At 63.1% G+C, this 15,488-nt stretch carries 13 protein-coding genes; 4 read left to right on the top strand and 9 right to left on the bottom strand.

Translation table 11 applies throughout. The features are described 5' to 3' along the window. Positions 1-40 precede the first annotated feature (40 nt). From HG250_RS11645 to HG250_RS11635, 3 genes are read right to left on the bottom strand one after another with little or no spacing between them, the layout of a single operon-like run. On the bottom strand, positions 41-1,015 hold the full coding sequence (locus tag HG250_RS11645) for an MlaD family protein (RefSeq protein ID WP_170005509.1): 975 nt from the start codon (positions 1,013-1,015) through the stop codon (positions 41-43). An 8-nt stretch (positions 1,016-1,023) separates the two neighbouring features. Further along, positions 1,024-1,959, bottom strand: coding sequence for an ABC transporter ATP-binding protein (locus HG250_RS11640; protein ID WP_170005508.1), 936 nt, complete (start codon positions 1,957-1,959; stop codon positions 1,024-1,026). Then, positions 1,956-3,086 carry an MlaE family ABC transporter permease gene (locus tag HG250_RS11635; protein ID WP_170005507.1) on the bottom strand — a complete coding sequence of 377 codons (1,131 nt, stop codon included), beginning with the start codon at positions 3,084-3,086 and terminating at the stop codon, positions 1,956-1,958. The genes HG250_RS11640 and HG250_RS11635 overlap by 4 nt, the downstream gene beginning before the upstream one ends. Before the next feature lie 81 nt (positions 3,087-3,167). Here HG250_RS11635 and HG250_RS11630 point away from each other — a divergent pair, with 81 nt between their 5' ends. Next, positions 3,168-5,825 carry a valine--tRNA ligase gene (locus tag HG250_RS11630; protein WP_170005506.1) on the top strand — a complete coding sequence of 886 codons (2,658 nt, stop codon included), beginning with the start codon at positions 3,168-3,170 and terminating at the stop codon, positions 5,823-5,825. Between the two features lie 23 nt (positions 5,826-5,848). After that, positions 5,849-6,595: a 7-carboxy-7-deazaguanine synthase QueE gene (locus HG250_RS11625; protein ID WP_170005505.1), complete on the top strand. Its 747-nt coding sequence runs from the start codon at positions 5,849-5,851 to the stop codon at positions 6,593-6,595. Positions 6,596-6,633: 38 nt separating this feature from the next. Here the strand turns inward: HG250_RS11625 and HG250_RS11620 are convergent, their stop codons facing one another. From HG250_RS11620 to HG250_RS11595, 6 genes are all read right to left on the bottom strand, one after another. Then, the gene (locus HG250_RS11620) at positions 6,634-8,319 is read right to left on the bottom strand and encodes an ATP-binding protein (RefSeq protein ID WP_170005504.1); all 1,686 of its coding nucleotides are present in this window, start codon (positions 8,317-8,319) and stop codon (positions 6,634-6,636) included. Positions 8,320-8,407: 88 nt separating this feature from the next. Beyond that, positions 8,408-9,172 (bottom strand): TIGR02186 family protein, encoded by a 765-nt coding sequence (locus HG250_RS11615; RefSeq protein ID WP_170005503.1) that lies wholly within the window; start codon positions 9,170-9,172, stop codon positions 8,408-8,410. 17 nt (positions 9,173-9,189) lie between these two features. Continuing rightward, positions 9,190-10,104: a sulfite exporter TauE/SafE family protein gene (locus HG250_RS11610; protein WP_170005502.1), complete on the bottom strand. Its 915-nt coding sequence runs from the start codon at positions 10,102-10,104 to the stop codon at positions 9,190-9,192. Positions 10,105-10,162: 58 nt separating this feature from the next. Then, positions 10,163-11,404 (bottom strand): hypothetical protein, encoded by a 1,242-nt coding sequence (locus tag HG250_RS11605; RefSeq protein WP_170005501.1) that lies wholly within the window; start codon positions 11,402-11,404, stop codon positions 10,163-10,165. After that, complete coding sequence (locus HG250_RS11600) at positions 11,356-12,807, bottom strand: glycosyl transferase family protein (protein WP_170005500.1); 1,452 nt, start codon at positions 12,805-12,807, stop codon at positions 11,356-11,358. Before HG250_RS11600 ends, HG250_RS11605 begins: the two co-directional genes overlap by 49 nt. 223 nt (positions 12,808-13,030) lie before the next feature. Continuing rightward, positions 13,031-13,822 carry a TorF family putative porin gene (locus tag HG250_RS11595; RefSeq protein ID WP_170005499.1) on the bottom strand — a complete coding sequence of 264 codons (792 nt, stop codon included), beginning with the start codon at positions 13,820-13,822 and terminating at the stop codon, positions 13,031-13,033. A 318-nt stretch (positions 13,823-14,140) separates the two neighbouring features. Here HG250_RS11595 and HG250_RS11590 point away from each other — a divergent pair, with 318 nt between their 5' ends. Next, positions 14,141-14,941, top strand: a complete 801-nt coding sequence (locus HG250_RS11590; protein WP_170005498.1) for a metallophosphoesterase family protein — start codon at positions 14,141-14,143, stop codon at positions 14,939-14,941. Further along, positions 14,941-15,488 (top strand): nucleotide sugar dehydrogenase (locus HG250_RS11585; RefSeq protein ID WP_170005497.1); only part of this gene is annotated, 548 nt, incomplete at its 3' end. The genes HG250_RS11590 and HG250_RS11585, both read left to right, overlap by 1 nt.

The following is a 15,488-nucleotide window of genomic DNA, read 5'->3' as shown; positions in this document are numbered from 1 at the left end:
GTTCCGGCGGTATAAAGCATTCGCTGGCAGCATGCGGCCGTCAATCATCCGGATCGTAGGTGGGGAGATCCCCGCCGCCGATCAGCGACGTGACGCCTTCATTCTCGATCTTTTCCGTTACCTGCCGCAAGGCGCGGCTGGTCGCCCGCAAATCCTCGAGCGTCGCATTCGCTGCCGGAATGGTGCTCTGGCTCAATTGCTGCGCGGCAGGCTGCGCATCCTTCAGGGTCGCGGTGAGCGCTTCGGCGGCCTGGTTTGCGGTGGCCAGCGTCTTGCGAACCTCGTCAGCAAGGGCGGCACCTTCCTGGTTGAGCAGCCGGTCGGTGGAGTTCAGCACCTTGTCGGCCGATCCCGTCACCCGCTCGAACCCGACAAGCGCATTGCTCGCCTCGCGCAGCGTGACCTGCAATTCGGCCAGCGTGCGTTCCGTCTGCGGCGCAGTATCGGCAAGCGCCCGCGATATCTCGTTCGTATTGCGCAGGATACCGGAAATCTCGCCCTGGTTGCTGTCCGAAAGCAGCATCGTCAGACGTTCCGTCAGCGTAGCGAGGCGTTCCAGCAGCAGCGGCGCGTTTGCAATGATTTCGCCGAAGCCGCCTGCCTTTGGCGGAATGACCGGCGCGCCTTCCGGGCATGCGGTCGTTTCACAGGTGATGGGCGGCGCATCGCGGCGTGCACCGTCCAGCAGGATGGTGGATACGCCCGTGAAGGAGCTTTGCAGCGTGGCCGTGGTGCCGACGAGAATGGCTGCATCGGGTTCGACCCTGATCCGTACGCGCACGAAAGCGGGGTCGTCTTCCCACAGACGGATCTGGCTCACCTGTCCGATCGGAACCCCGGCGAAAGTCACCTCCGAACCGTTCGCCAGACCGGCCACGGACTGGTTGAAGAAGATGTCATATTCCTTCTGATCGGCCGTCCCCAGCCGCGCCAGCCAGACGATGAACAGTGCCAGCAGCGCCAGCAGGATGAGGGTGACGGCGCCGACCCAAACGTGATTTGCCCGTGTTTCCATTATCTATCCTATGCCCCGGCTTGCGCGGGATTGTCCATTGCGGCTGTTTCAGCGCCGGAACGGGCGATTCTGGCTTTTTCACGTTCCTGGCTGGATTGCGCGGCGCGTCCGCGCGGTCCGTTGAAATATTCCTGGATCCAGGGATGGTCGAGAGCAAGCAGTTCGTCGATGGTGCCGACCGCGATCACCTTGCGGTCGGCCAGCACCGCCACCCGGTCGCAGATTTCATAAAGCGTATCGAGATCATGCGTGATGAGGAACACGGTCAGACCCAGCGTTTCCTGCAATTCGCGCGTCAGGCGGTCGAACTTGGCAGCGCCTACGGGATCCAGCCCCGCCGTCGGTTCATCGAGGAACAGGAGTTCGGGGTCCAGCGCGAGGGCACGGGCCAGGCCAGCCCTCTTCCGCATCCCGCCCGACAGTTCGTTGGGAAATTTGGCGACCGCCTCTTCGGGCAGGCCCGAGAGCATGACCTTGTAACGCGCGATCTCGTGCCGCAGATCGGTTTCGATCTCGGGATAGAACTGCTTGAGGGGGACTTCCACATTTTCGCCGACCGTCAATGTCGAGAACAGCGCCCCGCCCTGGAACAACACGCCCCAACGGCTGCGAACGCCCACTTCCTCGTCCGGCTCGGCGGCGGTCATGGACCGGCCCAGAACATCGATTTCACCGGCAGACGGATATTGCAATCCGATGATCGACCGCATCAGCACCGATTTACCGGTTCCGGAACCGCCAACGATCCCGATGATCTCCCCCCGATTGACCGTCAGATCGAGATCTTCATGAACCACCTGTTCGCCGAAGCGATTGGTCAGCCCTCGCACGATGATGGCATGTTCGCCGCGGAACCTGGCATGAGGAGCATCGGCCTGCAGACTGCCGTCCGCGGTATCGGCAGCGCCAGCTTCTTCTGCGGAATCGAGGTGCTGCTTCGTCATGCCCAGCCCACTTCGGTGAAGAAGACCGCGAAAAATGCATCGAGGACAATGACCATGAAGATCGCCTGCACAACGGCCTTGGTGGTGCGCAGGCCCACCTGTTCGGAATTGCCCTTTACCTGCATGCCCTGATAGCAGCCCGCGATGCCGACGATGAGGCCGAAGACCGGCGCTTTCGCCAGTCCGACCCACAGATCGTAGATCGGCACCACTTCCTGCACTCTTGCAAGAAAGGTAAGGAAGGGGATGCCAAGCGTCAGATCGGCGATGAACGCACCGCCGATGATCGCCATGACCGCGGCATAGAAGCCGAGGAGCGGCATCATCAGGAAAGCCGCGAGGATACGGGGGATGATCAATGCCTCCATCGGCGAGATGCCGATGGTCCGCATCGCATCCACCTCCTCTGTCAGCCTCATCGTCCCGATCTGCGCGGCGAAGGCACTGCCGGAGCGGCCGGCGACCATGATCGCGGTCATCAACACGCCCAGTTCACGCAGGTTCAGGCGGCCGGTAAGGTTGATCGTGTAGATCTCGGCACCGAATTGCCGCAGCTGGACAGCGCCCTGCTGCGCCACCACGATGCCGATCAGGAAGCTCATCAACCCGACGATGGGCAGCGAAGCCACTCCGACCAGTTCCATCTGCCTCACCAGCGCCTTGCCGCGAAAACGGCGCGGATGGGCGATCAGCGTGCCGATGCCCGCTATCAGTGCGCCGATGAAGGTGACGAGCCCCCGGACGCCGCCGGCGAATTCGAACACGCCCTCGCCCACGGCCGCAGGCACCCGGGTCAGCGTGGTTGGCCGTTCGGGCCGGACATTGGCCTTGCCGCCAGCGCTGCCACTTACCGCATTCACCAGGCGAGTGGCGCGTTCATCCGCCCCGACGATCTCGGCACCATGTTTCTGCGCCAGGCTGCTGGCGACATAGGCACCTACGGTGTCGATCTCCGTCACCCCGGACAGATCGATGGTGGAGAGATCCTCGCCGATCGAGCGCAGATTCCTGTCCACGCCGCCGATGGTGGAGACGAGATAAGGTCCCGTCAGGACCAGCCGCGCGCCGCTCCCCTCACGGCTCCCGCCGCTGCCGGTTTCCAGTGAATATCGTGCCCCGTTATGCATCTCTCAGGCGATATGTCCGCAAAATGCGCCGCCGACAAGCCGTTGCGCCAAATCAATCGCGCTGGCAAAGGCACTCCTGCCATGAACGACACCGCTTCCCCGCTCGACACAACCTTCGACCCCGCTGCCATCGAGGCGCGCTGGTATGCCCATTGGGAGGAAAACGGCCTGTTCCGGCCCGCCCGCGCGGATGCCGAGCCGTTCACCATTGTAAATCCCCCGCCGAACGTGACGGGATCGCTGCATATCGGTCATGCGCTGGATAATACTTTGCAGGACATCATGGTCCGCTACGAACGGCTGCGCGGAAAGGATACGTTGTGGGTCGTGGGCATGGACCACGCGGGCATCGCCACGCAGATGGTGGTGGAGCGCGAGCTGGAGAAGAGCGGCGACAAGCGCACCAATCATTCGCGCGAGGAATTCATTGCCAAGGTCTGGGACTGGAAGGCGGAGAGCGGCGGCACCATCACGCGCCAGCTGCGGCGGCTCGGCTGTTCGATGGACTGGAGCCGCGAGCAGTTCACAATGGACCCGCATTTCACCCGCGCCGTGGTCAAGGTGTTCGTCGATCTGCACGAGAAAGGTCTGATCTACCGCGACAAGCGGCTGGTAAACTGGGATCCCAAGCTGAAGACCGCGATTTCCGACCTCGAAGTCGAAACGCGCGATGTGAACGGCCAGTTCTGGCATTTCACCTATCCGCTGGCCGATGGATCGGGGCAGGTGTCGGTGGCGACAACGCGGCCTGAAACGATGCTGGCGGACATGGCCGTGGCCGTGCACCCGGACGATCCGCGCTATGCCGAATTGCTGAAGAACAAGGCAAAGGTGAGACTGCCGATCACGGGCCGCGAAGTGCCGATCGTCGCGGACGAACATGCCGATCCGGAACTCGGGTCGGGTGCGGTCAAGATCACGCCGGGCCATGATTTCAACGATTTCGAGGTCGGCAAGCGCGCGGGCATCGCCGCTGCCGACATGCTCAACATGCTGGATGCGGAAGGCCACGTCGTGCAGACGGCGGACCGGCTGGTGCCGGACGAACTGATCGGCATGGACCGCTTCGCGGCGCGCAAGCGCATCGTGGAAATGATGGACGATGCAGGCCTGCTCGAACGCACCGAGGATCGCGTGATCGCCACTCCCTTCGGGGACCGGGGCGGCGTGGTGATCGAACCTTGGCTGACCGATCAATGGTATGTCGATGCGGAGGCCCTTGCCGAAGCGCCGATGCGGGCGGTCCGCGACGGGCGTATCGAGATCATCCCGAAAAGCTGGGAAAAGACCTTCTTCAACTGGATGGAAAATATCCAGCCGTGGTGCGTCAGCCGGCAATTATGGTGGGGGCACCAAATCCCGGCATGGTTCGATGAAAATGGCAATGTCTTCGTTGCCGAGTCGCAAGCGGAAGCACAGGCGCAGGCGGGCGAAGGCGTTTCCCTGACGCAGGATCCCGACGTTCTCGATACGTGGTTCTCGTCCGCGTTGTGGCCTTTCGCAACCCTTGGCTGGCCGGATGAAACGGCCATGCTGGCGAAGCACTATCCGAACGATCTGCTGATCTCCGGTTTTGACATCCTGTTCTTCTGGGATGCACGCATGGCGATGCAGGGCCTGCAATTCATGGATGAAGTGCCCTGGAAGCGGCTGTATCTGCACGGCCTGGTGCGCGCCGCCGACGGGCGGAAAATGTCGAAATCGAAAGGCAATGTCGTCGATCCGCTGGGGCTGATCGACCGGTTTGGTGCCGATGCCCTGCGCTTCTTCATGGCGGCGATGGAAAGTCAGGGCCGCGACGTGAAGATGGATGAAAGCCGCCTCGAAGGCTATCGCAATTTCGCGACCAAGCTGTGGAATGCGACCCGGTTCTGCCAGTCGCACGGGATCGGGGCGAGCCAGCAGATCGCCGCCCCCAGGGCGACATCCGCGATCAATCGCTGGATTATCGGCGAAGTCGTCGACACGCTGGCCGCGCTGGATGCGGCGCTGGCTGAACTCCGCTTCGATGCGGCGGCGAACACCATTTATCACTTCGTCTGGGACCGGTTCTGCGACTGGTACCTGGAATTGATCAAGCCGGCGCAAGGCAGCACTATAGACGAAGAAACCCGCAAGGTCGCCGGATGGGTGCTCGACCAGATCTACGTGATGCTGCATCCCTTCATGCCCTTCATCACGGAAGAGCTGTGGTCGAAGCAGGGGACACGCGCCGATTACCCGCTGATCACCGCCAGATGGCCGGAACCCGCGGCCCAGGTCGATGCAGGAGCGAAGCGTCAGGTGGATTGGCTGATCGGCCTCACGGGTGCACTTCGCGCTGCCAAGAACGAGCTGGGCATCCCTCCCGGCGCGAAGCTGGAAGCGTATGTCGCCGCCCCGAGTGATCTCGCCCGTATAATCATGGCGGAAAACCGGGCGGCGCTGGAACGCCTCGCCCGGCTGTCCGAAATCCACGTCCTTGCAGCGCCGGAGGGGCCGGCGATGCAGGTCATGGCGGGTTCGGACGTATTCGTGATCCCGCTCGAAGGCGTGATCGACATTGCAGCGGAAAAGGCGCGCCTGAACAAGGCGCTGCGAAATGCCGAAAAGGAAGTCGGCAATCTGGCCAAACGGCTTGAAAACCCGAAGTTTGTAGAAAAGGCGAAGCCCGAAGCGGTGGAAAAGGCGAAGGCGGACATGGAACAGCACGTCAGCGAAGCCGACCGCCTGCGTTCAGCCCTTGCTCGTCTCGGCTGATCCGCTCCGATGCGATCGCTTCCATGACCCTGGTCCTCGCCACTACCCTGCCGGGCGAGGCGGAAATCTTCGCATCGGTGCAAGGCGAAGGGCCGTCTGCCGGCGTGCCCTGCACCTTCATGCGCCTGTCGCGGTGCAATCTGGCCTGCGTCTGGTGCGACACGGCCTATACCTGGCATTTCGACGGCGATGACCACCCGCATCGCGGCGGAGAGACCTTCGCCCGCATTCCCAACCAGATGCGGATGGAAGCAGCGGAGGTGGCGAATCTCGTCGCCAGCCTCGGCCAGCAGCGGCTCGTCATCACCGGCGGCGAACCTTTGTTGCAGGCCCCTGCCCTGATCCGCGTGCTGGACCTGCTACGCAGCCGTCTGCCGGGCCTGTTCGTGGAGGTGGAAAGCAATGGCACCACAAGAGCGCCGCCGCCACTCGACGCCCACATCGAGCAATATAATATCAGCCCCAAACTGTCGCACAGCGGCAATCCCGCCCAACTCGCTCTGATCCCGGAACGCTTGCGCTTTTATGCAGCAGACCCGCGCGCATGGTTCAAATTCGTCGTTGCCACGCCCGGCGATGTAGCCGAAGCCGCAGCGTTGGTGCGGCAGCACGATATCCCCCCGGACAGGGTCTTCCTGATGCCCGAAGGCACCGACAGTGCCACCCTTCGCCAGCGAGAGGAATGGCTGGTGCCGCTGTGCTTGCAGCACGGTTTCCGCCTGAGCGACCGGTTGCACATCCATCTGTTCGGGGACGAACGCGGCACCTGAACGCACCCGGTCGTGGAAAAAAGACGCGTCTGCCGCCCCTACTTGCCCTGCGAACGCCAGCGCTGCACGATGCGCTGGACCGCCTCTTCCTCGCCGCCGGTTTCGCGCCACAATTCGGTGAAGCTCGGGTCTTCGGATGCCGGGCGCTTGATCTCGTCCAGATTGTCGAAACTCACCCGGATGGGAATGGCGACGCCCTCGCCGCAGATGATGCATTCGCGGTTTCGCAGCGCCGGTATGGAATCGAGGAAACCGCGCGCGCCTTCGGGCATGGCGGCTTTAACGAAAGCCTGATCGCGATCGTTGTTGAGACGCATCGAGATGATGGTGCCGCATTGCGACAGCACGCCTTCGGCAAGGTCCGAGGGCCGCTGGGTGATCAGGCCCAGTGAAATGCCGTATTTGCGCCCTTCCTTCGCGATCCGGCTGAGGATCTTGCCGACAGAACTGTTATCCGCGTTCTTCTCGTTCGGAACGTAGCGATGCGCCTCCTCGCATACCAGCAGGACGGGCCGGGTCTTTTCCTCGCGGCCCCAAATGGCGAAATCGAAGGTCAGTCGGGCAAGGACCGCCACCACCGTCGCCGTGATATCGGACGGAACGCCGGACACATCGACGATGGAGATCGGCTTGCCGTCGCTCGGCATGCGGAACACCTTGCTGATGAAATCGCCCATGGTGTCGCCCACCAGCATGCCCGAGAACATGAACTGGTAACGCGGATCGGCCTTCAATTCGTCCAGCTTGTTCTTGATGCGCATGTACGGGGCGCTGGAATTGGACTTGTCCAGCTTGCCCATCTCGTTCTGCACCTCGTTGCCGAGGTCCGACAGAAGATAGGGGATCGGGGAATCGACGGTGATCTTGCCCATTTCCTCGGCGAGGCGGTTCTTGCTGCGCGCCTTCAGCAGGCACTTGGCCAGGATGTCCATGTCGATCTGGCGTTCGTTGCCGTTGCTGGAGAGCAGCACCTCGCAATGTTCCTCGAAATTCATCAACCAATACGGCAGTTGCAGATTGCTGGCATCCAGGATCAGGCCGTTGCTGCGGAAGGCGGCGGAATATTCGCCATGCGGGTCGATCATCACGATATGACCCTGCGGTGCAGCCTCGCAGATGCGATGCAGGATCAGCGCGGCGCTGGTCGACTTGCCGGTGCCGGTGGAGCCCAGCAGGGCGAAATGCTTGCCCAGCATGGCATCGATATACAGCCCGGCGCGAATGTCCCTGGTCGGATAGACCGTGCCGATCTGGATATTGGAGCGCCCGTCGCTGGCGTAGATCTGCTTCAGATCCTCGGTCGTGGCGGGAAAGATAAGCGCGCCGGGAACCGGATAGCGCGTGACCCCGCGGCGGAACCCGTGAATGCGGCCCGTCAGCTTTTCTTCCTGTCCTTCGCCCAGAAAATCGATATTGGCGATGATGCCGCCACTGGCACGCCGGTCCTGCCGCTGGTTGCGCACGCTGGCGAGCAGCCAGCTGTTGCCGACCCGGATCTTGATCTGCGACCCGACCTGCCCGGCGAGCGCAATCGAGGGGTCGGCATCTTCCATGCACTGGTTCAGCCGTTCAAGATCGAGCGCGATCTGCGAGCCGGAACCGGCGATCTCGAGAACGATGCCGATCGGCTGGGTCGCATTCTCCGCGCTCAGGTCTGCCGCAATCTGTTCTGCCTCTTCCGCAGCGTCAGAGCCGGTGAAGTTCTTCGTCGCCAGATCGTTCATAGCCGCCAAATATCCCTTTGCTTCGGGAGTTCACTAGACATCGGACGGTTAAGAAGCGGTCAATCGCTGCCCGGCCACCGGAAGACGATCAGACCAGCGCGAACAGGCGCCCGGCAAGCCAGCCCATGAACACGGAAAGACATACCGCCAGAAGACCGTATAGCAGGCTTTGCGACTGGCTGAAGACCTCGACGAACCGTTCGAAGCCCACCTTCCGCACGTCGACATCCGCAACAGCGGAAGCGATCACCCGGCCATCGGTGATGGCGAAGGTTTCTGCCGTGTACAGGCCGGTCAGCACGTTGGAGGGGAGCGATATGCGCGCCTTGTAGAGGACGCCTTCCTCGATGGTGACGCCGTCCATGTCCTGCTTGTAGAGGCCCTGCCGCTGCCGCAGGTCGACCAGGCCGGAGGTGAAACGCGCCTGTTCTTCGGGGTCGATCGCCCCGCCGGGAGACAGTTGGATGAAATCGAGGCCGAGTTCGTAAATGGCGGCCGTGCGGGCATCCACGATCGTGTCGATCGGGCGCGACGAGGCCACGGCGAAATAGGTCGGGGCGGACCGAAAAGCGGTACTTTCGGAATTGATCCAGATGCCTCCCACCCGTTCCTTCTCCCGCACGCGGATCGGTTCTGCCGGTCCTTTCAGCACGACGACGATGTCATAGCCATCGGCGGCGCGGCTGCCGCGCGGATCGAGGATCGCGCCGAACAGGAGCAGTTCGGTCCCGGTGAAACCCTGCCGCACCTGCACTTCCTGCTGCGACACTGCCGGCACGAGAATGGGGTCGCGCTCCTGCCCTCCAGCCGGCGCGCCCACCAGTGCCGCAAAGGCCAGCACAGCCGCTGACATCAGGAAAACCCGCGCCATCACAATTGCGCGACCGAATAGATCTCGTCCGGCCTCACGCCCAGCCCATAAAGCATCCGCAGGGCGACAAGCAGCACGATGGCGGCAAGGGCGAGCCGCAGCAGGTCGGGCTTGAATTTGACCGCCAGGCGGGTGCCGATCTGCGCGCCCGACACCGATCCCAGCAGCAGCAGGGCCGCCAGCACGATATCCACCGCCTGCGTGGTCAGCGCATGCATCATGGTCGTGGTGATCGTCACGAACAGGATCTGGAACAGCGACGTTCCGACGACAACGCCCGCGCTCATGCCCAGGATGTAGAGCATCGCCGGCACCAGGATGAACCCGCCGCCGACCCCCATCAGCATGGTCAGCATGCCCACCAGCACTCCCAGGATCAGCGGCGCAAGCGGCGAGATGTAGAGGCCGGACTTGTAGAACCGCCAGCGCATCGGCAGCGCGGAAATGAGCGGATGATGCCGGCGCTTTCGCGCTGGCGGCGGCACGCCTTTTCGCGACTGGCGGATGCTGGCCCATGCCTCGCGCATCATCAGCCCGCCGATGGAGCCCAGCAGCAGCACGTAGAGTATGTTGATGACGGTATCGATCTGCCCGACCGAGGCGAGGAAACGGAACAGCAAGGCGCCCAGCCCCGAACCGATCATGCCGCCCACCACCATGACCCCGCCCATGCGGTAATCGACGCCGCCCCGCTGGCGATGCGCGAAAACGCCCGAAACGCTGGCGCCCGTGACCTGCGTTGCCGCCGATGCCGCGGCGACGGTGGGTGGAATGCCGTAGAAGATCATCAGCGGAGTCGTCAGAAATCCGCCGCCCACGCCGAACAGCCCGGACAGAATGCCGGTCAGCCCGCCAAGCGCAACGATCAGCAGACCATTGACCGACAGATTGGCAATGGGAAGATAGACGTCCATGACCCCCTCCGCCTAGCCCACGCGGGCCGGTCGGGAAAGCAGCGGGTAATCCACCGGATCAGAAATTCGTCGCCAGCGTCAACGCCGCGCCCGAGGCGGGTTGCGCTTCGCCAGCGATGCGGAAACGGTAATCCATCGCGGCGGTGACAGGCAGCTGTCCGATGTTGAATTGCGCCGTGGCCGTGGGACCGAAATCGGCCCGTGCAGCGCCGCGCTGCGCGCCGCCCCACACACCGGCACCGGCGCGCAGGCGAAGCGGCCGGGCAGAGGACGCGGGGCCTGCTTCCGCGTCGTAACGGGCGACCTCACGATCGATCCTCGCCTGTCCATCGACGAACGGCGTTGCGAAAGATCCGGCGACATACCCCGCCTGTCCATAGAACCGCGCTTCGGTGCGCGCGGGTAATCGGGCGACCGGAGGAGCCGCCACAGCAAAGACGGCGGGCCGCAACTCGCTTCCATTGCCAATTTCGGCGATACGCATCTCCGTATGGAGCGTGACCGGCAGACGCCGCGCCGGCCGTGCCGATATGCCGAGAGCCAGTTCGGCCTGCTCGGCGGCGGCCAGGCTGCTGCTGGCGCGAAGATAGGCGGTTGGCGCCAGCGGCGATTCCTGCGCGATATGGTAACGCAGCACTGCTCCGGCCTGGCTCGCCCCATAGGTTGCCAGGCCCCCGCTCGCCTCGGCGCGGTTGGTCGCATCGGGACGCAGAAACAGCCATGCGTCTCCTGTCCACACATCGCGTTTCGGCGCTGCTGCCGCCATGAGATCCTGCTGCGGACGGGTGGGCGGCGTGACGGGCGGCTTGGCCGGTGGCTTGGCCGGAGATCGGGTCGGCTGCGCCTGATACGGTGCTGCCGGCCAGATGCCCAAGACCATCGCACCGCCTCCCATTCCGACATCATCCAGTGCGACCGGCTGCGTAGCGGATGGAAAGGTGGCACTTCTAAAAGGCGTAGAAGCGAGTATCCGATCCGGGTTCGTCTGCGGGTTTTCTGCCGCGCCTTGCGTGATGCCGGATCGCGCCTCATTCGCAGCGCTCCGCCATCCGGTAAATGTATCCGCACCAAGGCCTCCGGTCAGGCCAAGCTCCGGCACCAGCCACTCCACCGGGGATTGCGACATGGCAAAGGGATTTTCCCAAAAGGCGCTGCGCAGACCGGCCCAGACCGCAAGCAGCAGCACCAGCATGACGATCGGCTCGCCGCGCCAGCGCCTTGCCATCGGCCTCGTCGGAACGGGCGACATTTTCACAGTGCGCTGGACCGGGGCGGCTTCGGCTTCCGGCTGACGATCCATGCCGGATGCGCGTCATGCGATGTCTTGTCCCAGCGGATCGCCTTGCCGCGCAAGGTGTGCAGATAAGCCATGACCGCTCGCCGGCCGGCCATGATCGCGATGATATTGGCGACAGGGATGCGGAATACCGCCATGGTGGCCTGCACTGCGCCGTATTCCCTAAACGTAAACCCGAAGCGCCACAGGATCCGCCAGCCGAAACCGACTAAATTGGCGATCAGCAGCAGTTCCATAGCAGGCGAGAGGGGCAGCGTCTGCCCGTAACCCAATTGTGCAGCGCCCCACCCAAGTCCCGTCAGGACAAGCAACAGATAGGCCATTGCCAGAACCAGCGCCGTCAGCGGGCCGCGCCGGTCACGCAGGCGCATCCAGATTTCCGCAAGCCCGACGCGACCTTGCTGATTGGACCAGCCGAGCCGGTCCCAGCTCTGCAAGGCGATGCCATGGATCCAGCGGGTCTTCTGACGCACCGATTGATCGATTCGGGAGGGGAAGAACGCTCTGGTGGCGACCAGCCTGCCATCAGCATGACGCAGCCGGAGGAATCTTCCGCGTGCGCCCAGAGCGGTGACGTTGAGGCCTAGTTCGTAGTCCTCTGTCAGGCAATCGGCCGCGAAGGGGAGATGCGAAATCTGCCGCTCCGCCAGTTGCGCCAGGATGGGACGGGCAATCGCACAGCCGACCCCCGCGGCAGGAATCCCGGCGGAAATGGCATCGCGCACGACGAGGCCCTTGCCATGCGCTTCGGCGAATTCTTCGCAATAATGGCCCGATATCCAGGGCGACCCGGGATGCGGGATGGGCAGGACCGGCAATTGCACGAAATCCGCGCCGCCTGAATGCCCTTCGCCGCAGATGGCAGCGTCGAGGATCGACAGCGCCGCCGGATCGACCATATCCTCGGCATCGTGCAGCACCACCATCTGGAATCTTGTTCCGAAGCGGGCCTCGTCGACCTCCATTGCGCCATACAGCCGATTGAGGCAATCGGCCTTGGTGCTCGGCCCGTCCTTGTCGAGGATGACGATCCGCAGGCGCGGGTTGCCGCGTGAAGCCGCTTTGATAGCCTCGACCGTTGCCGGGTCGTTGCGATAGCAACCGATATACAGCGTCCAGCCCGTTTGCGGCCAGGCAGCAAGCGCATGAGCGACCGTGGTGCCGATGACGCGGGCTTCCTGCCATGTCGGGATGAAAACCGCTGCACGGCCGTGCAACGGGGCCGCAGCATCCTGCTCGGTCAGGCGCGGCACCTTTGCCCTGCCCGTCAGCTTCAGCCAGATCCAGATCAGATCGACAGCGAATTCGTCGAGCGCGCCGAGCAGGAAGATGATACCGGCGAACAGCAGCAATTCGTGCTCAACCAGCGCGAGCCATTCCCATGGCGCGAAACCCAACAACGACACTTGCGCCCCCCGACCCGCAGGCTCACTCGTGCCCGGCCCCGACCATAGCTCAGTCGCGCCTATCGCACAGGCTGATCCCACGCAATGCGAATTCCGTCGGGATCGGAAACGCGGATCATCACGTGGAGAAATCTAGTCATGCGGAACCCGCCTTGCGCATCAAATGGGGTCCGCAGCATTTGCGGTGCAGACCCCGTCATGGCAATCGCCAGTTCCGGCCCGTTCAGAAGCTGAAGCCGACCGAGGCGACGAGCGTATCGTCGGTAAGTCCATCGATGGTCGGACCATCGACTCCGACATAGGTGAGGCCAAGCTCCATGCCGCCCAGCACCACGACACTTGCCCCGACCGAATAATCGAAGCCGGTGTCGTCGGTGCCGCCGGCGATGATCGCGGGCGCAAGCGACCCGTCGGTATAGCCGAGATGGGCCGAAACACTTACCGGCGTCGTCGGTATGCCGACAGAAGCATCGGTATAGAGGTAGAGATTGTCGCGCCCGCCGAGCGAGTCCTGCTCCCAAGCATAAGCGACACCGGCTTTCGCCTCTGCCGGGCCGATCAGGAAGCTGATGGAAGCATAGGGTTCGAAATAGTCCGTATCCGCGCTGCCGTCTCCGGTCGGATAAACATAATACAGCAGGCCGGCATCAATGGTCAGGCCATTGCCGACGCCGGCGCTGTACCCTGCATACAGGTCAAGCTCCATCTCACCCATAGCTTCGCTGCCGTCCATGCTGGAAGCCCAGGCGCCCGCATAGAAGCCGCCCTGATGCGCCAGGTCGAAACCTCCCTGGATGGCCGGGTCGCCACCCGAGAATGAAACGCCGCGGAAGCGATAATCGCTGACGAGGGCCACATTGGCGGAAAGTTCGATTTCGGAAGGCGGGGCGGTCAGATCGTTGCCGGTTGCAAGCGGCACGTCCTGGTCCTGCGATCCTTGCGCCGAAGCAGGGCTGCAGAGAGCGAGCGTACCCGCTGCTGTAAGAACGGCAGACATCGTTCCGGGCGTGAGCATGACAATTTTCCTTGGTGAAGTGTCGCTTTCGTCCTACCTGCTGTTCGGCGACGGCCTCGTTCGAATGGGCGACCTGTCCGGTTGCGCAACAATCATGCCGCCCTTTGTTGCAATGCACAAGACATATTGCGCAATTGCGAGAATTGGCAGGAATTTGGCGTTTCCTGGTGCCGATCGCCTGTCCCGCGCTTATTCGATCGCCTGTCCCGCGCTTATTCAGGGTCGGGCCAGAAAGCCTCGCCTATCGCAACTTCGCGGTGGATTGCCCCATGTCAGGCACTGGCCATTCGCGCTCACGAAGGAAACGAACCGGATTTCATGCTCGAACCTCTTCGCCAGATGTTTCGCGGTCGCCGCGCCGCCCCCGCCCATGCCGTACCCGATGGCGAGCGTTATTATGTCGTGGGAGATATCCACGGACGGCTCGACTTGTTTTCGGCCCTTGTCGAGGCGATGGAGGCCGACGATGCCGCCTCCGCCGAAGCCAGAACGACCATCGTCCTGCTGGGCGATCTGGTCGATCGCGGTCCCGACAGCGCCGGGGTCATCGCGCTCGCCCGAAGATTGCACGAACGCCGCGAGGTTCGCCTGCTTGCCGGCAATCACGAGGAGATGTTCCTCGAAAGCTTCGAGGATGCGGAGGTGCTGCGCCATTTCCTGAGACATGGCGGGCGCGAGACCATCCTGAGCTACGGCATCGACAGGCTGGAATATAACAATGCCGAATTGCACGATCTGCAGGAAATCATGCGTGCCGCCGTGCCGCGAGAGGATCGTGAATTTCTCGAAAGCTTCGATGAATATATGATCGCGGGCGATTATCTGTTCGTTCACGCCGGCATCGACCCCGCCGTGCCGCTGGAAGATCAGAAACGCCGCGACATGTTATGGATTCGGGAACGGTTCCTGCGCCACGGGGCGGCGCATTCCCACATGATCGTTCACGGTCATTCGATCAGCGAGGATGTCGATGAGCGCAGCAACCGGATCGGTCTGGACACCGGCGCCTTTCGCACCGGTCGCTTGACGGCGGTGGTTCTGGAGGGGACAAGCCGGCGCTACATTCAGGCCGTCGAGAATGACGGCGATATTCGTATTGAAAGCAGGAGTTCCCGTTAATGAAGATCGCGATGGTAGGATCGGGCTATGTCGGCCTGGTCTCGGGGGCATGTTTCGCAGATTTCGGCCATGATGTCGTCTGCATCGACAAGGACCAGAGCAAGATCGACCGCCTGCACCAGGGCGTGATGCCGATCTACGAACCCGGGCTCGATGCGCTGGTCGCGGCCAATGTCGCAGCCGGGCGGCTGTCCTTCACCACCGATCTTGCCGACGGGATCGAGGGCGCACATGCGGTGTTCATCGCGGTTGGCACCCCCGCCCGCCGGGGCGACGGCCATGCCGATCTGTCCTATGTTCACGGCGTTGCCGAGGAGATCGGTGCTCATCTCGGCAATGATACCGTCGTCGTCACGAAATCCACCGTTCCGGTCGGCACCGGCGATGCGGTGGAACGGATCATCGCCGAAAGCGGTGCGTCGGGCGAGCGCGGCCACCGGGTTGCGGTCGTCTCCAACCCCGAATTCCTGCGCGAAGGTGCGGCCATTGCGGATTTCAAGCGACCCGACCGCATCGTGATCGGGACCGATGACGAGTTCGGGCGCGA

Origin of the sequence: Pseudopontixanthobacter vadosimaris (genome assembly GCF_012979275.1) — a bacterium.
Taxonomy (GTDB): domain Bacteria; phylum Pseudomonadota; class Alphaproteobacteria; order Sphingomonadales; family Sphingomonadaceae; genus Pseudopontixanthobacter; species Pseudopontixanthobacter vadosimaris.
The sequence above is the reverse complement of the archived record's forward strand: the minus strand, read 5'-3'. Positions and strand labels throughout refer to the sequence as shown.